The organism is Streptococcus mitis (genome assembly GCF_026782865.1).
Lineage (GTDB): Bacteria > Bacillota > Bacilli > Lactobacillales > Streptococcaceae > Streptococcus > Streptococcus mitis_CG.
Genome location: NZ_JAKUXK010000010.1, coordinates 41,457 through 61,863, shown reverse-complemented (window position 1 = coordinate 61,863; position 20,407 = coordinate 41,457). Strand labels below are relative to the sequence as shown.

Genomic DNA, 20,407 nt, shown 5'->3' with positions numbered 1-20,407 from the left:
TTTTAGCATCTTAATACTGTTCTCAACTATCAAACTGGACTTCTTCTAGTAGATAGTCGATAAAGCGTTCGCCCATCTTGGATAGGCTGGTTTTTTCATGCTGGATATAGACCAGCTCGATAGGGTCATCAATATCCAGTGGGATAGAAACAATATTGTCTCCGTTGAGGTTGCTGTTCAAAATCCCTGTTGCGATAGTGTATCCATCCAGACCAATCAAGAGGTTAAAGAGGGTGGCACGGTCGCTGACTACGATAGATTTTTTGTGGTATTCCTGCGAGAGAATCTCTTCTGAAAAGTAGAAGGAGTTGTGAGTTCCTTGATCATAGCTGAGGTAAGGGAAGTTTTCTAAATCAGATAGTTTGACCTTATCTTTCTTTGCCAGAGGATTGGTCTTGCTGACAAAGATATGGGGCTGGGCGGTAAAGAGATGATGAGCCAGCAGGTGGTTGTCATCCAGCATTTTGGTTAAAACATCACGGTTGTAGCTGTTAAAAAATAGGACACCGACCTCACTACGGAAGTTCTTGACGTCGTCGATAATCTCCCAAGTACGAGTTTCACGAAGGAAGAGCTCGTATTTCTCCATATCACTTTTCTTGAGTAGAGAAACAAAGGCATTGACTACAAAGGCATAGTGCTGGGAGGAAACGCTAAAGAGTTCGCGGTGGGCGACAGGATTTTTATAGCGTTCCTCCAGAAGCTGAGTTTGCTCGACAACCTGACGGGCATAAGAGAGAAACTCCATCCCATCACGGGTCAAGGTGATTCCCTTGGGATTGCGGATAAAGATCTCAATCCCCATTTCATTTTCCAAATCTCTCACAGCATTGGAAAGACTCGGCTGGGTGATAAAGAGCTGCTTAGCTGCCTCATTCATAGAGCCAGTTTCGACGATTTTGATAATATAATGTAATTGTTGAATTCTCATGTTTTTATTGTACCACACTTGCGTCAGAATCGCCAAAGATGATAGGAAAATCAGGGTCATTGTGTGATTCTCTTCTTGAAAAAAACACAAAATTTTGCTAGAATGAGTCTTATGAAAACATTCTATGATGTGCAGCAATTCCTCAAACGATTTGGTATTATTGTTTACATGGGAAAACGCTTATATGATATTGAACTGATGAAGTTGGAGCTCTCTCGAATTTACGATGCAGGGTTGATGGACAAATTAGACTATCTAGAAGCAGAAGCGGTTCTTCGCAGAGAGCACAAGATAGAATTGGATTATATTGAGAAAAATGGAGAAATGAACTAATGGTTACTTGGATTTTGTGGGCACTTATACTGGCAATGTTGGCGTGGATGGGCTTTAACTATCTTCGTATTCGCCGTGCGGCTAAAATTGTAGACAATGAGGAGTTTGAAGCCTTGATTCGTACGGGTCAATTGATTGATTTGCGAGACCCAGCTGAATTCCACAGAAAACATATCCTTGGTGCACGCAATATTCCTTCAAGTCAGTTGAAAACTAGTCTTGCAGCCCTTCGTAAAGATAAACCTGTCCTTCTTTACGAAAACCAACGTGCGCAACGGGTTACAAATGCAGCCCTTTATTTGAAAAAACAAGGTTTTTCTGAGATTTATATCCTTTCTTATGGATTGGATTCTTGGAAAGGGAAAGTCAAAGTCGAGAAATAAGAAAACGAGCTTGGATGTTTCCGAGCTCATTTTTTAACCACTTTTTCTTAGAAAGTCACGAATGTTTGCTAATTCTTGGGAGTTTAGGGGGCGATAGTCTCCCTCTTGAAGACTGTCATCCAAGCTCCAAGGTCCAAAATGGGTGCGTTTGAGTGAGGTCACCTTGACATCAACCGAGAGAAACATTTTCTTGACCTGATGAAATTTTCCTTCTGAAATGGTGATGGAGGCTTGGCTGTGGGAAGGACTTGCAGATAGAATCTCTAGTCTTGCAGGTTTACAGACAGTACCATCTAAAAAGACAATTCCCTTTTGAAAGGCTTGGATATGGTCAGGTGTTAGAAGTCCATTGACCTCAACTCTATAAGTCTTATCGACATGATATTGGGGATGGAGGAGTTGAAAGCCCAAGGGACCGTTATCGGTCAAGAGAAGGAGACCTGTCGTATCTCGGTCCAGTCGACCGACGGCATAGAGCTTGTCAGACTGGATGTCAGACGGAAGGAGGTCCATGACGGTTGGAAGTTTCTTGTCTTTGTTGGCTGTAACGACACCAGCAGGCTTATGAAGCATAAGATAGGTGTGCTCATAGCCTTGAATGGTTTGATCCTGAAAAAGGAGTTCCTGTAGTCCTGTATCGATATTTTGGGCTAGGGAGCGGGCTGGGCAACCATCGACGAGAATGTCCCCTTTGAGTAAGGCTTGTTTCATGGCCTTTCGGCTGATTTTTTCTTGAGCTAATAAATTATCTAAACGCATACTGTGCCTATCTTATCATAAGTCGCTTGCTTTGAAAAGGCTTGACGTGAAAAGAAAAGCAGAGTGAAAACATTTACACTTGCTTGAATTATGTTATTTACTTGAAAATATGGTATAATCGTTCAGTTAGAAAATAAATTTTGAATATTATAGAGGAAATCATGACAAAATTAAGAGAAGATATCCGTAACATTGCGATTATCGCCCACGTTGACCACGGTAAAACAACCCTCGTTGACGAATTATTGAAACAATCAGAAACGCTTGATGCACGTACTGAATTGGCAGAGCGTGCTATGGACTCAAACGATATCGAAAAAGAGCGTGGAATTACCATCCTTGCTAAAAATACAGCTGTTGCCTATAACGGAACTCGTATCAACATCATGGACACACCAGGACACGCGGACTTCGGTGGAGAAGTTGAGCGTATCATGAAAATGGTTGACGGTGTTGTCTTGGTCGTAGATGCCTACGAAGGAACAATGCCACAGACTCGTTTCGTATTGAAAAAAGCTTTAGAACAAGACCTTGTCCCAATCGTGGTTGTTAACAAAATCGACAAACCATCAGCTCGTCCAGCAGAAGTAGTGGACGAAGTCTTGGAACTTTTCATCGAGCTTGGTGCAGATGATGACCAGCTTGATTTCCCAGTAGTGTATGCTTCAGCGATCAACGGAACTTCTTCATTGTCAGATGATCCAGCTGACCAAGAAGCGACTATGGCGCCAATCTTTGACACGATTATCGACCATATTCCAGCTCCAGTAGATAACTCAGATGAGCCTTTGCAGTTCCAAGTGTCACTTTTGGACTACAACGACTTCGTTGGTCGTATCGGTATCGGTCGTGTCTTCCGTGGTACTGTTAAGGTTGGGGACCAAGTTACCCTTTCTAAACTAGATGGTACAACGAAGAACTTCCGTGTTACTAAACTCTTCGGTTTCTTTGGTTTGGAACGTCGTGAAATTCAAGAAGCTAAAGCGGGTGACTTGATTGCCGTTTCAGGTATGGAAGATATCTTTGTCGGTGAAACCATTACTCCGACAGACGCAATTGAAGCTCTTCCAATCCTACACATCGATGAGCCAACTCTTCAAATGACATTCTTGGTCAACAACTCACCATTTGCTGGTAAAGAAGGTAAATGGGTAACTTCTCGTAAGGTAGAAGAACGTTTGCAGGCAGAATTGCAAACAGACGTTTCCCTTCGTGTTGACCCAACTGATTCACCAGATAAATGGACAGTTTCAGGTCGTGGAGAATTGCACTTGTCAATCCTTATCGAAACAATGCGTCGTGAGGGATATGAACTTCAAGTATCTCGTCCAGAAGTTATCGTCAAAGAAATTGATGGTGTTAAATGTGAGCCATTTGAACGTGTTCAAATCGACACTCCAGAAGAATACCAAGGTTCTGTTATCCAAAGCCTTTCTGAACGTAAGGGTGAAATGTTGGATATGATTTCAACTGGTAATGGTCAAACTCGTTTGGTCTTCCTTGTTCCAGCGCGTGGTTTGATTGGATACTCAACTGAGTTCTTGTCAATGACTCGTGGTTACGGTATCATGAACCATACCTTTGACCAATACTTGCCATTGATTCCAGGTGAAATTGGTGGTCGTCACCGTGGTGCCCTTGTTTCTATCGATGCTGGTAAGGCTACAACTTACTCAATCATGTCTATCGAAGAACGTGGTACGATCTTTGTCAACCCAGGTACTGAGGTTTATGAAGGAATGATTATCGGTGAAAACTCTCGTGAAAATGACTTGACAGTTAACATCACTAAGGCAAAACAAATGACCAACGTCCGTTCAGCTACTAAGGACCAAACAGCTGTTATTAAGACTCCTCGTATCTTGACGCTTGAAGAGTCTCTTGAGTTCTTGAACGACGATGAGTATATGGAAGTAACGCCTGAGTCTATCCGTTTGCGTAAACAAATCCTTAACAAGGCAGAGCGTGAGAAAGCTAACAAGAAGAAAAAATCAGCTGAATAAGAGCTAGAAAGAGATAAAGATGGTTTATTTAATCATAGGACTCCTCTTATTACTACTCTATGTATTTGCGACACCACAAAGCATTAGAGGGACAGTCAATATCGTCCTTGTCGTCTTTGCTTTCGTAGCACTCTTGATTTTGCTTATGTTGTCTATCCTGCAAATTTTTCAGCTACCGACAGAATTCTTTATCGCAATCACCATGCTCTTTCTAGCATACTTTAGCTTGCGAGATATTACCCTCATGTCGGTTAGTAAAAATAAAAGAAGATAAAAAGAGAGTTTTGGCTCTCTTTTTGCTTATTAGAATGCTGAATCTGAGCATTTTCGTTTAGAATTATTTCCATAAAAATGGTAAAATAGTAAGAGTAGAAATGGAGTTCGAGACATGAAAGTAATAGATCAATTTAAAAATAAGAAAGTCCTTGTTTTAGGTTTGGCCAAGTCTGGTGAATCTGCAGCACGTTTGTTGGACAAGCTAGGTGCCATTGTGACGGTAAATGATGGGAAGCCTTTCGAGGACAATCCAGCTGCCCAAAGTTTGTTGGAAGAAGGAATCAAGGTTATCACAGGTGGCCATCCTTTGGAACTTTTGGATGAAGAGTTTGCCCTTATGGTGAAAAATCCAGGTATTCCCTACAGCAATCCCATGATTGAAAAGGCATTGACCAAGGGAATTCCAGTCTTGACTGAGGTGGAATTGGCTTACTTGATTTCAGAAGCACCGATTGTTGGTATCACAGGTTCAAATGGAAAAACAACCACAACGACTATGATTGGAGAGGTTTTGACTGCTGCTGGCCAACATGGTCTCTTATCAGGGAATATCGGCTATCCAGCTAGTCAAGTGGCCCAAACTGCGACAGACAAGGACACGCTTGTCATGGAACTTTCTTCTTTCCAACTCATGGGTGTTCAAGAATTCCATCCTGAGATTGCGGTTATTACCAACCTCATGCCAACCCATATCGACTACCACGGTTCTTTTGAGGAATATGTAGCAGCCAAGTGGAATATCCAGAACAAGATGACATCAACTGATTTCCTTGTTTTGAACTTTAACCAAGACTTGGCAAAAGAATTGGCTAGCAAAACACAAGCCACTGTTGTACCATTTTCAACACTTGAAAAGGTTGATGGTGCTTATCTGGAAGATGGTCAACTCTACTTCCGTGGAGAAGTGGTCATGGCAGCTAGCGAAATCGGAGTTCCAGGTAGCCACAATGTAGAAAATGCCCTTGCGACGATTGCTGTAGCCAAGCTTCGTGGTGTGGATAACCAAACCATTAAGGAAACTCTTTCAGCCTTTGGTGGTGTCAAACACCGTCTCCAATTTGTTGATGAAATCAAGGGTGTCAAATTCTATAATGATAGCAAGTCAACCAATATCTTGGCAACTCAAAAAGCCTTGTCAGGATTTGACAACAGCAAGGTCATCTTGATTGCAGGTGGTTTGGACCGTGGCAATGAGTTTGATGAATTGATTCCAGATATTTCTGGACTCAAAAAGATGGTCATCCTGGGTCAGTCTGCAGAACGTATCAAACGGGCAGCGGATAAGGCTGGTGTAGCTTATGTAGATGCGACTGATATTGCTGATGCGACCCGCAAGGCTTATGAGCTTGCGACTCAAGGAGACGTGGTTCTTCTCAGTCCTGCCAATGCTAGCTGGGATATGTATGCTAACTTTGAAGTACGTGGCGACCTCTTTATCGACACAGTAGCGGAGTTAAAGGAATAATATGAAAAAAATTGTCTTTACAGGTGGGGGGACTGTTGGACACGTCACCCTCAATCTTTTGTTAATGCCTAAGTTCATCGAAGATGGCTGGGAAGTCCACTATATTGGGGACAAGCGTGGTATCGAACACCAAGAAATCCTCAAGTCGGGTCTTGATGTCACCTTCCATTCTATTGCGACTGGCAAATTGCGTCGTTATTTCTCTTGGCAAAATATGCTGGACGTCTTTAAAGTTGGATGGGGAATTGTCCAATCTCTCTTTATCATGTTGAGACTTCGTCCACAAGCACTTTTTTCAAAGGGAGGCTTTGTCTCTGTGCCACCTGTTATCGCAGCCCGTGTTTCAGGAGTTCCTGTCTTTATTCACGAATCTGACCTATCTATGGGCTTGGCCAATAAAATCGCCTATAAATTTGCGACCAAGATGTATTCAACCTTTGAGCAAGCTTCAAGTTTGGCTAAGGTTGAGCATGTAGGAGCAGTGACCAAGGTTTCAGACAAAAAAAGTCCAGAACCCGATGAATTGGTGGATATTCAAACTCACTTTAATCCCAAATTGCCAACAGTATTGTTTGTTGGTGGTTCTGCAGGCGCTCGTGTCTTTAACCAATTGGTGACAGACCATAAGAAAGAACTGACAGAGCGCTACAATATTATCAATTTAACTGGAGATTCTAGCCTGAATGAGTTGAGCCAAAATCTCTTTCGTGTTGACTATGTGACCAATCTCTATCAACCCTTGATGGAATTGGCTGATATTGTTGTGACACGTGGTGGTGCCAATACGATTTTTGAGCTCTTAGCCATGGCAAAATTACATGTTATTGTGCCACTTGGTCGTGAAGCTAGTCGTGGAGACCAGATTGAAAATGCAGCTTACTTTGTAAAAAAAGGCTATGCAGAAGAGCTTCAAGAAAGCGATTTGACCTTGGACAGTTTGGAAGAGAAGCTTTCTCACTTACTAAGCCACAAGGAAGACTATCAAGCCAAGATGAAGGCTTCTAAGGAATTGAAATCTCTAGCAGATTTTTATAAACTATTGAAAAAAGATTTATCATAAGGAAAGTAAATGTCAAAAGATAAGAAAAATGAGGGCAAAGAAATCCTCGAAGAATTTAAAGAGTTATCAGAATGGCAGAAACGAAACCAAGAATATCTAAAAAAGAAGGCTGAAGAAGAGGCGGCCCTAGCTGAGGAGAAGGAAAAGGAAAGACAAGCTCGAATGGCTTCAAAATCTGAAAAGTCAGATGAAACCAAGGACCAAGAGAGTAAATCTGATCCAAAAGACTCAAAATCAGCCAAGGAAGATGCAAAAGAAAAAGCAGAAGAGTCAGAAGACGTCAAAAAAGAAGTAGCCAAAGAAGAACCAAAGTCTAAAAAGACAGAGAAAGAGGATAAACGGGATAAAAAAATAGAGAAAAAGCCTGTAAAGGAAAAACCGGTCAAACCGAAAATTCCAGGAGTCCATATCTGGCGGGCTATCTCGATTTTGTTTCTCAGTCTGCTTTTATTGGTTGTCTCTGCATACTTGCTCAGTCCTTATGCGACCATGAAGGATATTCGTGTTGAGGGCACAGTGCAAACTACAGCTGATGATATTCGACAGGCTTCAGGCATTCAGGATTCGGATTATACGATTAACCTTCTGCTAGATAAGACAAAATATGAAGAGCAGATTAAGTCTAATTATTGGGTTGAATCAGCTCAACTTGTTTATCAATTTCCAACCAAGTTTACTATCAAGGTTAAGGAATACGATATTGTGGCCTACTATGTTTCTGGAGAAAGCCATTATCCAATCCTTTCAAGCGGTCAGCTAGAGACCAGTTCTGTGAGCTTGGTCAGTCTGCCAGAAACTTATATATCAGTTCTCTTTAATGACAGCGAGCAAATCAAGACTTTTGTCTCAGAACTTGCTCAAATTAGCCCAGAACTCAAGGCTGCTATCCAAAAAGTGGAATTAGCTCCAAGCGAGGTGACTTCCGATTTAATTCGATTGACCATGAATGATTCGGACGAAGTCTTGGTTCCTCTATCTGAAATGAGTAAGAAATTGCCATATTACAGTAAGATTAAGCCTCAATTGTCAGAACCAAGTGTGATTGACATGGAAGCTGGAATTTACAGCTACACTGTAGCGGATAAATTAATTATGGAGGCTGAGGAAAAAGCCAAACAAGAGGCTAAAGAAGCTGAGAAGAAGCAGAAAGAGGAAGAGAAGAAAAGACTGGAAGAACAGCAGAATAAATTGGAAGAAGAGAAGAAAAAGCTGGAGGAAGAGAGCAATCGAAATCAAACAAATCAGCGTTCATCGCGTCGCTAGGTTTAGCTTTTCTTCTATAGCTCTTTAGTTGCCATGGTAAGTGTCTAGAGTTTTGAGAAATACAGAAAGCATATAATTACATGTTCAACCTTTCTGTGTATCTGCATTTATTTATATGTGATTTTGGAATTTCTCAAAATCGCGACACATACGTGACCATGTTTTTACTTGACAAGTGCTAGTAGAAATAATAGAATAGTAAAAAACCTTTAAAGCAGTCCAGAGAGGCAGCTAAGGTTAGACGGTGAAAGGGTGGAGACTACCCATTTTTCGTGGAACCTTGCTGTTGGCAGGTTCCTTTTTTCGTGGTTTCTGTTGCCCAGACTCTCTCACTAGCAAAGGTAAAAGGAGAAACCTATGCGAGAACATCGTCCAGTCATTGCTCTTGATTTTCCTAGTTTTGAGGCGGTCAAGGAATTTTTAGCTCTTTTCCCAGCAGAAGAAAGCCTTTATCTTAAGGTAGGGATGGAGCTCTATTACGCAACGGGGCCTGAGATTGTGTCCTACTTGAAAGGCCTGGGTCACAGTGTCTTTTTGGATCTCAAGCTGCATGACATTCCCAATACAGTAAAATCAGCCATGAAGGTTCTGTCTCAGCTTGGTGTGGATATGACTAATGTTCATGCTGCTGGCGGTGTAGAGATGATGAAGGCTGCGCGTGAAGGTCTTGGAAGTCAAGCCAAATTGATTGCTGTCACTCAGTTGACCTCAACGTCGGAAGCTCAGATGCAGGATTTTCAAAATATTCAAACCAGCCTGCAAGAGTCTGTCATTCACTATGCTAAGAAGACAGCTCAAGCTGGCTTGGATGGTGTCGTTTGCTCAGCTCAGGAAGTAGAACTCATCAAGCAGGCTACCAAACCAGATTTTATCTGTTTAACGCCAGGAATTCGTCCACAGGGAGCTGCGGTTGGAGACCAAAAACGCGTGATGACGCCAGCGGATGCCTATCAAATCGGTAGTGACTATATCGTGGTGGGACGTCCCATTACCCAAGCTGAGGATCCTGTTGCAGCTTATCATGCCATCAAGGATGAATGGACACAGGACTGGAATTAAAGAACTAGATTATAAAAATAAAAGGAGAATACCATGACACTTGCTAAAGATATCGCTAGCCACCTATTGAAAATTCAAGCCGTTTACCTCAAACCAGAGGAGCCTTTCACTTGGGCATCTGGTATCAAGTCACCGATTTACACTGATAATCGTGTGACACTAGCCTATCCAGAAACTCGTACCCTAATTGAAAATGGCTTTGTGGAAGCTATTAAAGAAGCCTTTCCAGAGGTAGAAGTCATTGCAGGAACTGCAACAGCAGGGATTCCACACGGAGCTATTATTGCTGACAAGATGAATCTGCCATTTGCCTACATCCGTAGCAAACCAAAAGACCACGGAGCTGGTAACCAAATCGAAGGTCGCGTAGCTCAGGGGCAAAAAATGGTAGTGGTTGAAGACCTGATTTCAACAGGTGGTTCTGTTCTTGAAGCTGTAGCAGCTGCTAAACGAGAAGGAGCAGATGTGCTTGGAGTTGTAGCGATTTTCAGTTACCAATTGCCAAAAGCAGATAAGAATTTTGCAGATGCCGGTGTCAAACTTGTGACGCTTTCTAACTACAGTGAACTCATTCACTTAGCCCAAGAAGAAGGATATATCACCCCAGAAGGACTCGACCTTCTAAAACGCTTTAAAGAAGACCAAGAAAATTGGCAAAATGCCTAAAACATAGAAAATCAGGTAGTCACTAGGATTACCTGATTTCTTTTTGTGATGTTATTGGATCTGATACTCAATGAAAATCAAAGAGCAAATTAGGAAGCTAGCCGCAAGTTGCTCAAAGCACGGCTTTGAGGTTGTAGATAAGACTGACGAAGTCAGCTCAAAATACTGTTTTGAGGTTGCAGATGGAAGCTGATGTAGTTTGAAGAGTATTACTTGGCTTATATTGTGAACAATGGTAGGGAGGGTAGATAACGTAGATATTATGACATAAGAATAAATATTAGAACTAGATAAATGTGTTACGAATATTAGAATCGGGAGTTTCTTCGATAAATTCAACGATATCATTTGGAAGACAATCTAAAATCCGACATAGCTTTTCTAAAGTTAGTAAAGTTATGTTTTTATTTTTCTTTAGGCTGTCAAGAGTTTTATTATCAACTCCGGATTTTAATAACTTGTATTGAGAAACTTCTTTTTTCTTCATTGTAGCCCAGAGTGGGTTAAAACTGATTATCGTCATCAACTCCTTTTACTTAATTATAAGAAAAAAGTATCTGACTTCATATTGTGTATATATCCACAATATGATAAAATAACAAGGAAAGGAGACTTATGGATGAATAAGAATGATATTATTTCTCAAGAGGAGAATGAGTTAGATTATTTTTTAGGAATTATTTCGGATGAATCTAAGTCAGATTTGTTTGATGAATGGACTATTTGGGAAGCCTATGTAAAAGGGAGGTTGCCAAATAAACATTGGTCTGAAGTTTTTGATAATGGTGCATACCATTCACTTGATGTCATTACTGCAGAAGGCAAAAAATATGAATATTATCCTATCGCTAATCCGCAATCATACCAGACTGTTTTACAAGAATATCTTTCGACAATAGAAGAGCCTAAACGTAGTAGAAACTTAATAGTTGAAGCTGCTATTTGGTCTAAAAGAGTAGAAGATCTGACTAAGTATTTTTATATAGTAGATGGAAAACATGTTTCTCTTATCAACCCGAAATTAAGTGTTTTGGGATGGATTTTTAGAATTTTAGGTTCATTGTTCTTAGTTGCTTATATAGATAGACTTGGTGAATTTTCTAGTTCTGGTTTAGGAATCTTAAGTAAACCTTTTGAATACTCCCTTTGGGTGGGAGCATGGGTTCTGCTATGGTCTCCAATTTATTTTGCTTATCAACGAGTGAAGCATGAAAAACCAATAGCAGATCAAGTAAAAAAACATAAGGATGAAGTTGCTCAAGCTAGAAACTATTGTATGGAGAAATTGAATAGTATTCCATTTGTTTATGCAAGGCAACAAGCAGGGTTAGATATTCATTTTGATGCTTTTGCTTATATGGTTAATGTAATTGATCAAGGTAGAGCCTATGACTTAGGACAAGCGCAAAATATGTATGAAGACATGATGAGGACAGAGCAATTAAATTATCAGTTTCAAGAATTACAAAGAAAAGTTGATTACAATAACAAAATGACAACAATTAATACATTTACAAATTTAATGAAATAATAGATTAGGAGAAATAAGATGTTTGGAAAACCGAAATATGAAAGTGATATTGATAAAACAGTTAGAGATATGTGGTGGGGTTTTGCCATTTTTATAACTGTAATGTACTTTTTAGTCAAAGCAACTTATTATATCGCATTGCCGTTTTATACTTTATTTACTCATTTGTTTGAAGAAAAAGTCCAACAGAAAGAATATCTAAACTGGATGCGATTTTTACCTTTGACTTGGTTTATGAGTGGAGAGACCAAAGAAATGAGACGAGCTGCTGTGAGCTGTACTATACTGCCGATTTCGCTACCTTTATTTTTAATTTTTAATTATCTATATAGTATTAAAGTAATTGACGATAGCTTTTCCATTTTTATTTTGATTTTATTTACATGTAGCCTAGGAGGCATTATAGGTACTGTTAGAAATTATCGTTTTTCTAAAAAATATATTAGATAGTGTAAGTATGTAAAAATATAATCAGTGAAAAGTCAGGAAAATAAAGATGGATAGACAAAATACTAATGAAAAAAAGACTTTGAAAAAAGGTAGAAGAGGTTGGGTAATCTCAGCAGCAATTGTCGCGCTTTTAGGAATTTCAGCTGGAAAAATTGTGTTGCAAAATCAATCGAGTCAAAATCAAGGACAATGTGAAAGTGTTACCGTTTCATACTCTTCTTCAAAAGAAAAAGAATACACAACAACTGATACTATTAGAGAAACAGAGAAGAGTTTTCTACCTAAAGTAGATGCCAAAGAGGAATTGTCTAAAGCATTTGTAGCTACTAAAAAAGTTGGTGCTGAAGATTCGATTAAATCTCTCGATAAATCATATGAAAAATTATCAGAAATAACGAAGGTAGAGGAAAAGCTTAAGTCACAGGTAAGAACTGAGGGTGAAGACGCAGTTGAGCAAGTTTCTAAATTAGAAGTAGCGAATAAAGATAATAAAATATTGGAAAAATCTGCTAACCTAACTGAAAAAGTTAAAATAGAAAAATCAACATCAGAAAAAGGGAAACTGGTTGTTCAATCAGAACTGCCATCACTTGTAGTTACAGATGACAAAGGTATTTCAGCTGTTCAACCTAAACTGCCTGAATTGGTAATTATCGAAAAAGGAACTCCTGAAGTTCAGCCTGCATTGCCTGAAGCTAAACCAGAAAAAGATAAGGTCTTAGATAAAAAGGAAGATAAAAAAGAAGTTGAATCGAAAGTGAAAACTCCAATTGTTCCTGAAAACAAAGATCAAACAACTGGTACTTCAACTAAAGAAGAAAAAACTTTAGATGAGAAAACAGAAAAAGTTGATGTTAAACCAACTGAAAGTGCTCCAGCAGATAAAGGTCAAACATCTGGAGGTATTTCTAATAAAGTAGTTGGTGAAACAACAAGAGAAGAAGTTATTAAACCAGCTATTCCAGGAACTCCTGAAGTTCCAGCTCAACCAGCAGAAAATGGTAAGCCTGCTGTTGAAGCTAAACCTGCTGTCCCAGCTCAGCCTGAAGTTAAAAAAGTTGTAACTACTCGAACTGAAGTAGAAACTTCTGTAATTGAACCTGGAGTCCAACATATCCCAGATGCAAATCTTAATGTTGGTGAAACTCAAGTTGTTCAAGAAGGTGTTGCAGGAAAAACAGAAACAACTTACACAATTACCATTGAAAATGGTGTAGAAGTTAGTCGTGTAGCAACAGGAACTCAAACAACTCCTGCAGTTGATAAAGTTATCCATGTTGGTACTAAAACTTCTAAAGAAGTGGTTCGTACTACAAAAGAAGAGGTGGTTCGCACTCCTATTCTTCCTGGTACAGAATACGTTCCAGATGAAAACTTAGATGCTGGAGTAGAAAAAGAGGTAGAAGCCGGACAAAATGGTGAAAAACTTGAAGTTTTCACTGTAACACTTGAAGGTGGTGTTGAAACTGGTCGTACTCTTGTTTCATCTACTCAAAAAGAGGCAAAAAATAGAGTTGTTCATGTCGGAACAAAAGTTGCTAAGAAAAATATTGAAACTGTAACTCGTGAAATTCACAAAATTGAACATAAAGTTACAAGTAATACAAACCCAGATCTTCCTAAAGGTGAGAAAAAAGTAATTCAAGCTGGTAAGGATGGTTCTTATGAACTTGTTACTACAGTTGTAACCACTCCAGATGGTACGGAAGTTTCTCGTGATGAAAAACGAGAAAATGAAGTTCCTGCAGTTGATGAAATTGTAGAAATCGGAACTGGTGAAAACATTGAAACAAGTCGCACTTCTCGAACAGTTGAAGTAAATTACGAAACTGAAGAAGTTAAAGACGAGACCCTTAATGAAGGTAAACGTGTAGTTGAAACAAAAGGTCAAAAAGGATTTTATACAGAAACTACAATTGTTTATGATGATGGTCGTTCTTCCGTAGTTAAAAGTGATGAAGTTAAACCGGTTAAAGAGGTTGTTCGAGTTGGAACTCATAAAGTTTTAACAGAAAATAAAACTCGAGTTGAACGCAAAGCTGGTGAAAACTTCAAGATTGTTGAAGTTAAAAGCGACAAACTCTTCTCTGACCAACGAGTTGTTAAAACTAAAGGTAAAAACGGTGAAATCATCGAAAACTACAAAGACTACTATGAAGATGGTAAACTTGTTAAGAGTGAGCTAATCAATACTGAAACTGTTCCAGCAGTGAATGAAGTAGTCGAAGTTGGAACTAAAGATCGTTACACTTATGCTAACGAAGATAAAGTTCTTACCGCTGAAGGTGAAAAACGAGTTGCTGATCCTGAACTTTTTGAAGGTGATGAACGAGTTGAAGATGCGGTAAATGGTAAAGAAACTTACAAAGTTAAGTATCTAAATGATGAGTATCAAAACCGTACCGAAGTAAGTCGTGAACTTATCAACACAGTTCCAGCTAAACAAAAAGTTGTTCATTATGGAACTAAGAAATTGATGTCTGAAGTTACTGAAGAAGAAACTGAAACAATTTCACACGGTTCTCGTACTGAAAATGATTCTAACCTTTTCGAAGGTGAAACTCGTACTGAAAACGGACGTGATGGATTCAAACGTTATCGTAAAGTTATTTCAGTAAACAATAAAACTGGTGAACGAACTGTTAAAAATCGTGAGCTAGTTGAAATTCAAGATGCAGTTGACACAATCACCTTTAATGGTACTAAGAAAAAACGTGTCGCTGACCCAACAGATGTTGTAGTTCCAACAAGTGATGAAAACTATGACATTGATGGCACTTGGAAAGACGTTAAGAGCCTAGGTGAAAATGGTTTGGATCCAAACAATGAAGATCACCGTAGTGCTAAGTATCTACACGACAATCTTTCTCAAGCTGATAAAGACCGTGTGGCGGTTGATACAACAGATGATGAAGATGAACTTCCTCGAGACAGTGGACTTATCTCAGTTTGGAAAGCATCTCGCCTCTCTCAAGCAGAACTTGATAAGCTTGAACAAATCGTAGATAATCGTAAACTTAATGAACACTTCATGGAACTTCTTAACGAAGAACGTACTCGTAAAGGATTGACTCCTGCAACAATCGCAGCAGATGATAGCGAACTAACTCGAGTTGCCAATATTCGTGCAAATGAAATGGCAGATCATGGTTCATTGCGTTACCAAGGTAAGAAGGAAGGTAAGCACAAACGTCCGGACGGCTCTCGTTGGTCAACTGCTTATGATCCAGAGTTCTATAAACAAACAAATGCAATGACTGAAAATACAGCAGAAACAACATCTGTTTGGGATATTGTAAGTCTTACAAATGAAAAAGCGTTAGCTCACTACTTCTATACTGTATGGAAACACTCACCAGGTCACTATGCAGCTATGATGATGGGTGATGGTTATAGCCCAGCAAACAAGAATGTACAATTCCGTGTTGCTCTTGGGTTCGCAAATCATTCATTGACTTCTGATAATCCAACAAACGTTGTTGCAATAATGGAAATTGCATCTATGATGGACTAGATAAAAAACGAACAAGATAGAGATTCTGATTATCAGAATCTCTATCTTGTTCGTTTTGTTTTTTAAAACTTAGTCAACTTTTCCGCCCTCAACAACCAGGTCATCTGCTTTAGCAGCATCACCGTAGGTTGGGTGAAGTGTTTTTTCATAGGCCTTGTGGAAGAAGTTTTCCTTACCTAATTTTTCAATATCTTTATTGATGAAGTCTAGCAATTCTTGGTTGCCTTTTTGAACTGCTGCCGCAATGGTATCTGGATTACCGAGGGAAGTAATTCCTACTTCAAATCCTTTATTTTCAAGCGCCCAAGCTAGGACTTCAGTATTGTCAGTTGAAAAGGCATCTCCACGTCCGTCAAGAAGAGCTTGGTAGGCATCGCTATATTGGTCGTATTTTTGGAGTTTTACTTCTGGGTGATTTTTCTCAAAATAAGTTTCAGCGGTCGTTCCTTTTGTGACAATCAAGGTTTTACCTTCAAGTTGTTTGACGTCTGTAATGAGACCAGTCTTAGGTGATACGACACCCAGAGAGACTTTCATATATGGAAGGGCAAAATCAACTTGTTTCTTGCGTTCGTCAGTCACTGTAAAGTTGGCAAGGGTAATATCCACCTTGTTTGAAATCAAGTATTCAGCACGGTTGGCAGCGTCGACTGAAACGTACTTAACCTTGACACCAAGGTCTTGTGCTAATTGGTTCCCGAGCTCAATATCGTAACCTTTGTAAGAACCATCATTGTCAACGTAACCAAACGGTTTCTTGTCTCCAAATACGGCGATTCGTAGCTCACCGCTTTTTTTGATTTCATCGATTGTGCGAGCCTTGGCAGTTGTTTTACCTGACGATGAACCAGCATTTCCACCTGAGCTACAAGCTGTGACAAAGATAAGGGCAAAGGCAAGTGCCAAAACAGTTAAGAGTGGTTTGATTAGTTTCATAAAAATCTCCTTTTTCGTTATAAGTATGAGCCAAATTGGCTAAAGTCAAAGACGTTTAAAAATTCCTGGGCTCGTTTGGTTTGAGGATCGGTAAAGAAGGATTGAGCCGTTCCTTCTTCAGCGATTTTCCCTTGGTCTAGGAAGATGATGCGGTCTGCAATAGCTTGGGCAAACTGCATTTCGTGGGTTACTAAAATCAAGGTACGGCCTTCTTGGGCCAAGTCATTGATAAGTTCCAGAACCTCACGCACCATTTCTGGATCCAGCGAAGCAGTCACTTCGTCAAAGAGGATAATTTCTGGGTGCATGAGGAGGGCACGGACAATTGCAACCCTTTGCTTCTGTCCACCAGATAATTGACGCGCAAAGCTATGTTGTTTTTCTAGCAAACCGACACGCTCCAGTAGTTGCAGAGCTTCTTCCGTTACTTCTTTCTTGTCGCGACCTTGAGCCTTGATAGGACCTAGGATGAGGTTTTGTAGGACATCCAGATGGGGAAAGAGTTCATAACTTTGAAAGACCATGCCAATCTTTTGGCGAACTAGGTGAAAGTCTTTTTTATTTTCAACGATAGACTGACCATCCAGCAGGATATCTCCACCTTGAATACTTTCTAAGCCGTTGAGACAACGAAGGAGGGTACTTTTCCCACAACCAGAGGGTCCTAGAATGACGACAACTTCCCCTTTATTGATTTGTAGGGATAGACCTTGGAGGATGGGATTGTCTCCGAAGGATTTTTTGAGTTCCTTGATTTCTAAGATAGTTTCAGACATTTAGTTCCTCCAATGTTTTTCTAGGTGAGTGGATAGTTTGGAAATAGGAAAGCAGACTGCGAAATACAAGACCAGAATGGTTCCATAAATCCAAAAGGAAGCGGTTGGGATAGTCAAGCGATTGCTATCGATGATTTGCTGTCCAACCTTGGTCACTTCAACTACCCCAATCAAGACAACCAAGGAAGTGGTTTTGATCATCCGAGTGACAAGGTTGATGGCTTGTGGTAGCAATCTTCTCAAGACCTGTGGGATGATGATGTGGTAGTAAAGTTGAACATTTGTCAAACCTAGTGCCTGTCCACTTTCAAACTGATGCTTAGGGAGGGAAGTGATGGCTCCACGGACCAAGTCCCCCATTTCAGCTGTTCCCCAGAGGGTAAAAACGATAATAGCTGAAGTCTCACCTGAGATATTAATATTAAAGTTTCGAGCCAAGCCGAAATAAACGATAAAGAGCAACACCAGCTGGGGCATGATACGGATAAATTCCAGATACAATCGTGTTAAAAATCGTATGATTCTAGAATGGGAGGTCATGATGATTCCCATGACTGTTCCGAACATCATGGATAAGAGGACAGACAGGATAGAAATGCCAATTGTGACACCTAATCCCTGTAAGATTCTCAGGAGATTATTTCCCTGAAAGAGTACTTGGATTCCCGAATCCTGCATGGCGGAGCCTCCTTTCTATCCAGCTAAAGACTAGTGAGATGGGTAGAAGCATCATCAGATAAGCAACTACCAACATAGTTAGCGCAATGTCTGTCTCATAGTAGAGCCCAATCAAGTCCTTGGCGACGTACATGAGGTCGGCCAAAGCTACTGCTGAGAAAACAGAGGTTTCCTTGATGAGGAAAATGACATTGGCACTAAAAGACGGTAGGGCCACCGCTGTTGCTTGCGGAAGAACCACATAGCGAAAGACCTGTAGAGGTGTCAGACCGATTGCTAATCCAATCTCCTGCTGGGTTTGACTGACGGATTCCAGCCCACTTCGGAAAGATTCTGCCATATAGGAGCCTCCTAAAAAGACCAGTCCTAAAGTGGCACAGACTTCTGAAGATAGGACAATCCCGATTCGGGGAAGACCGAAGTAGAGAAAGAAGAGTTGAATCAAAAGGGGCGTATTACGTGACAATTCAATGTAGGCTGTCGCTACTTGCGCCAGAACAGGGATTCGATAATGTCGGATGATACTAACGATTAAACCGAGCAGAAAGGATCCCAAAATTCCCCAAACTGCAATATGCAAGGTCAGAAAGAATGCCTTTTGATATAGTGGTAGATATTGTTCAACAATGGACCAATCCAAAAATAGAACCTCCCATCTAGAAATAATACAGTTATTGTAGCACTTAAAATCTCCTTTGAATAATATGTATTTTTTATTGCTGTTATAGGGATTTTTTATCATAGTCCTAGAATTTCTGAAATTTTCAAACAAAATATTTGAAAAATTTTGAAAAAAGAGTTAAGATATTTTTGTAATATACAAAGTAAACGCTTACTTATTAAGGAGGGCATTTTATGTCATACAAAACAAGCAATGCAGAAGGTCATGTAGATTTCATCAATACCTATGATTTGGAGCCAATGGCGCAACAAGTTATTCCTAAAGCAGCATTTGGCTATATCGCTAGTGGGGCGGAAGATACCTTTACTTTACGTGAGAATATTCGTGCCTTTAACCACAAACTCATCGTTCCTCATACTCTTTGTGATGTTGAAAATCCAAGTACAGAGATTGAATTTGCAGGTGAAAAATTGTCTTCACCAATCATTATGGCGCCTGTTGCAGCTCATAAATTAGCAAACGAACAGGGTGAAGTGGCGACTGCGCGTGGTGTGCATGAGTTTGGGTCCCTCTATACAACCAGTTCTTACTCTACTGTCGATCTTCCAGAAATTACAGAAGCCCTTCAAGGGACACCTCACTGGTTCCAATTTTACTTTAGTAAGGATGACGGTATCAACCGCCATATCATGGACCGTGTGAAGGCTGAAGGTTATAAAGCGATTGTCTTGACAGCAGATGCGACTGTAGGAGGTAATCGTGAGGTGGACAAGCGTAATGGTTTTGTCTTCCCAGTTGGCATGCCGATTGTTGAGGAATATCTACCAGAAGGTGCTGGTAAATCAATGGACTTTGTTTACAAATCAGCTAAACAACGCTTGTCTCCACGTGATGTAGAATTTATCGCTGAATACTCAGGACTTCCTGTTTATGTCAAGGGACCACAATGCCGTGAGGACGTTGAACGTTCGCTTGCTGCGGGAGCTTCTGGTATCTGGGTAACCAACCACGGTGGCCGCCAAATCGACGGTGGACCAGCTGCCTTTGACTCACTTCAAGAAGTAGCAGAAGCAGTTGACAAACGTGTGCCAATCGTCTTTGACTCAGGTATTCGTCGTGGTCAACACGTCTTTAAAGCCTTGGCTTCAGGAGCAGACTTGGTAGCTATTGGTCGCCCTGTCATCTATGGTTTGGCTCTCGGTGGTAGTGTTGGTGTACGTCAAGTCTTTGAACACTTGAATGCAGAATTGAAGACAGTTATGCAATTATCTGGAACTCAGACTATTGAAGATGTCAAACACTTCAAACTCCGTCACAACCCATACAACCCAACCTTCCCAGTTGACCCACGCGACTTAAAATTGTATTGATAAAAGAGATTGCCTCCACTTGATGTGGAGGTTTTTCTTCGTCTATAGGAAGAATAAATCACCATTAAAAACTATATAAATATATTTTCTAATCAAATATCTTGCTAGGGCTTTCATTTTTTGCTATACTGGTGCAGTAATTAAATAACAAAGACATTTGGGGTGCTTTAAGCTGAGATGATACCCATTGAACCTGATACAGTTAAGACTGGCGAAGGGAAATGTGAACAGTTTTTTTCGTATGGCGAAATGAACGATCGAATCTTGTAAGTCAACTCTAATTCTTGATTGTAATTGGAGTTTTTTTGTTTATATAAGCTGGATGAATGTGG

The 20,407-nt window shown here is 40.1% G+C and carries 20 protein-coding genes and 1 riboswitch; of the genes, 13 read left to right on the top strand and 7 right to left on the bottom strand.

From position 1 onward, the window contains the following. Nucleotides 1-22 precede the first annotated feature (22 nt). On the bottom strand, nt 23-931 hold the full coding sequence (locus MK482_RS06300) for a LysR family transcriptional regulator (RefSeq protein WP_001222582.1): 909 nt from the start codon (nt 929-931) through the stop codon (nt 23-25). Nucleotides 932-994: 63 nt separating this feature from the next. On the opposite strand from MK482_RS06300, the gene MK482_RS06295 reads away from it, so the two are divergent. Then, nucleotides 995-1,264, top strand: a complete 270-nt coding sequence (locus MK482_RS06295; protein WP_020903667.1) for a YqgQ family protein — start codon at nt 995-997, stop codon at nt 1,262-1,264. Next, complete coding sequence (locus MK482_RS06290) at nt 1,264-1,647, top strand: rhodanese-like domain-containing protein (protein ID WP_000259257.1); 384 nt, start codon at nt 1,264-1,266, stop codon at nt 1,645-1,647. Before MK482_RS06295 ends, MK482_RS06290 begins: the two co-directional genes overlap by 1 nt. A gap of 33 nt (nt 1,648-1,680) precedes the next feature. Here the strand turns inward: MK482_RS06290 and MK482_RS06285 are convergent, their stop codons facing one another. Next, nucleotides 1,681-2,406: a 16S rRNA pseudouridine(516) synthase gene (locus tag MK482_RS06285; RefSeq protein ID WP_261087165.1), complete on the bottom strand. Its 726-nt coding sequence runs from the start codon at nt 2,404-2,406 to the stop codon at nt 1,681-1,683. 161 nt (nt 2,407-2,567) lie between these two features. Here MK482_RS06285 and typA point away from each other — a divergent pair, with 161 nt between their 5' ends. From typA to pyrE, 7 genes are all read left to right on the top strand, one after another. Next, nucleotides 2,568-4,409, top strand: a complete 1,842-nt coding sequence (gene typA, locus MK482_RS06280) for a translational GTPase TypA (protein ID WP_000164108.1) — start codon at nt 2,568-2,570, stop codon at nt 4,407-4,409. Nucleotides 4,410-4,428: 19 nt separating this feature from the next. Beyond that, nucleotides 4,429-4,683, top strand: a complete 255-nt coding sequence (locus MK482_RS06275; protein ID WP_078351945.1) for a DUF3165 family protein — start codon at nt 4,429-4,431, stop codon at nt 4,681-4,683. Between the two features lie 114 nt (nt 4,684-4,797). Continuing rightward, nucleotides 4,798-6,150: a UDP-N-acetylmuramoyl-L-alanine--D-glutamate ligase gene (gene murD, locus MK482_RS06270; protein WP_261087164.1), complete on the top strand. Its 1,353-nt coding sequence runs from the start codon at nt 4,798-4,800 to the stop codon at nt 6,148-6,150. A 1-nt stretch (nt 6,151) separates the two neighbouring features. Continuing rightward, the gene (locus MK482_RS06265) at nt 6,152-7,210 is read left to right on the top strand and encodes a UDP-N-acetylglucosamine--N-acetylmuramyl-(pentapeptide) pyrophosphoryl-undecaprenol N-acetylglucosamine transferase (RefSeq protein WP_261087163.1); all 1,059 of its coding nucleotides are present in this window, start codon (nt 6,152-6,154) and stop codon (nt 7,208-7,210) included. A gap of 9 nt (nt 7,211-7,219) precedes the next feature. After that, nucleotides 7,220-8,473, top strand: coding sequence for an FtsQ-type POTRA domain-containing protein (locus MK482_RS06260; protein WP_261087162.1), 1,254 nt, complete (start codon nt 7,220-7,222; stop codon nt 8,471-8,473). Nucleotides 8,474-8,830: 357 nt separating this feature from the next. Continuing rightward, nucleotides 8,831-9,532 (top strand): orotidine-5'-phosphate decarboxylase, encoded by a 702-nt coding sequence (gene pyrF / locus MK482_RS06255; RefSeq protein WP_102210675.1) that lies wholly within the window; start codon nt 8,831-8,833, stop codon nt 9,530-9,532. A gap of 33 nt (nt 9,533-9,565) precedes the next feature. Continuing rightward, the gene (gene pyrE / locus MK482_RS06250) at nt 9,566-10,198 is read left to right on the top strand and encodes an orotate phosphoribosyltransferase (RefSeq protein WP_117306334.1); all 633 of its coding nucleotides are present in this window, start codon (nt 9,566-9,568) and stop codon (nt 10,196-10,198) included. A gap of 286 nt (nt 10,199-10,484) precedes the next feature. Here the strand turns inward: pyrE and MK482_RS06245 are convergent, their stop codons facing one another. Then, nucleotides 10,485-10,721: a helix-turn-helix domain-containing protein gene (locus MK482_RS06245; RefSeq protein WP_000152611.1), complete on the bottom strand. Its 237-nt coding sequence runs from the start codon at nt 10,719-10,721 to the stop codon at nt 10,485-10,487. 96 nt (nt 10,722-10,817) lie between these two features. Between MK482_RS06245 and MK482_RS06240 the strand changes: the two genes are divergently transcribed. Genes MK482_RS06240 through MK482_RS06230 form a run of 3 tightly spaced genes read left to right on the top strand, consistent with a single transcriptional unit; the run spans nt 10,818 to nt 15,693 of the window. Then, on the top strand, nt 10,818-11,729 hold the full coding sequence (locus MK482_RS06240; RefSeq protein WP_223336405.1) for a hypothetical protein: 912 nt from the start codon (nt 10,818-10,820) through the stop codon (nt 11,727-11,729). Between the two features lie 18 nt (nt 11,730-11,747). Beyond that, nucleotides 11,748-12,179, top strand: a complete 432-nt coding sequence (locus MK482_RS06235) for a hypothetical protein (RefSeq protein ID WP_033679981.1) — start codon at nt 11,748-11,750, stop codon at nt 12,177-12,179. A 46-nt stretch (nt 12,180-12,225) separates the two neighbouring features. Continuing rightward, entirely contained in the window at nt 12,226-15,693 is a 3,468-nt protein-coding gene (locus MK482_RS06230) for a G5 domain-containing protein (protein WP_261087161.1), read from the top strand. A gap of 69 nt (nt 15,694-15,762) precedes the next feature. Here the strand turns inward: MK482_RS06230 and MK482_RS06225 are convergent, their stop codons facing one another. The 4 genes from MK482_RS06225 to MK482_RS06210 are packed head-to-tail and all read right to left on the bottom strand — an operon-like array spanning nt 15,763 to nt 18,723. Next, on the bottom strand, nt 15,763-16,629 hold the full coding sequence (locus tag MK482_RS06225; RefSeq protein ID WP_223336404.1) for a cysteine ABC transporter substrate-binding protein: 867 nt from the start codon (nt 16,627-16,629) through the stop codon (nt 15,763-15,765). Between the two features lie 17 nt (nt 16,630-16,646). Further along, complete coding sequence (locus MK482_RS06220) at nt 16,647-17,405, bottom strand: amino acid ABC transporter ATP-binding protein (RefSeq protein WP_223336403.1); 759 nt, start codon at nt 17,403-17,405, stop codon at nt 16,647-16,649. After that, nucleotides 17,406-18,083 (bottom strand): amino acid ABC transporter permease, encoded by a 678-nt coding sequence (locus tag MK482_RS06215; RefSeq protein WP_001154146.1) that lies wholly within the window; start codon nt 18,081-18,083, stop codon nt 17,406-17,408. It lies immediately after the preceding gene. Further along, on the bottom strand, nt 18,043-18,723 hold the full coding sequence (locus MK482_RS06210; RefSeq protein ID WP_136937165.1) for an amino acid ABC transporter permease: 681 nt from the start codon (nt 18,721-18,723) through the stop codon (nt 18,043-18,045). The genes MK482_RS06215 and MK482_RS06210 overlap by 41 nt, the downstream gene beginning before the upstream one ends. A gap of 215 nt (nt 18,724-18,938) precedes the next feature. Here MK482_RS06210 and lctO point away from each other — a divergent pair, with 215 nt between their 5' ends. Continuing rightward, complete coding sequence (lctO, locus tag MK482_RS06205; protein ID WP_000120714.1) at nt 18,939-20,075, top strand: L-lactate oxidase; 1,137 nt, start codon at nt 18,939-18,941, stop codon at nt 20,073-20,075. Nucleotides 20,076-20,223: 148 nt separating this feature from the next. Continuing rightward, nucleotides 20,224-20,312, top strand: a riboswitch (TPP riboswitch). Nucleotides 20,313-20,407: the final 95 nt, after the last annotated feature.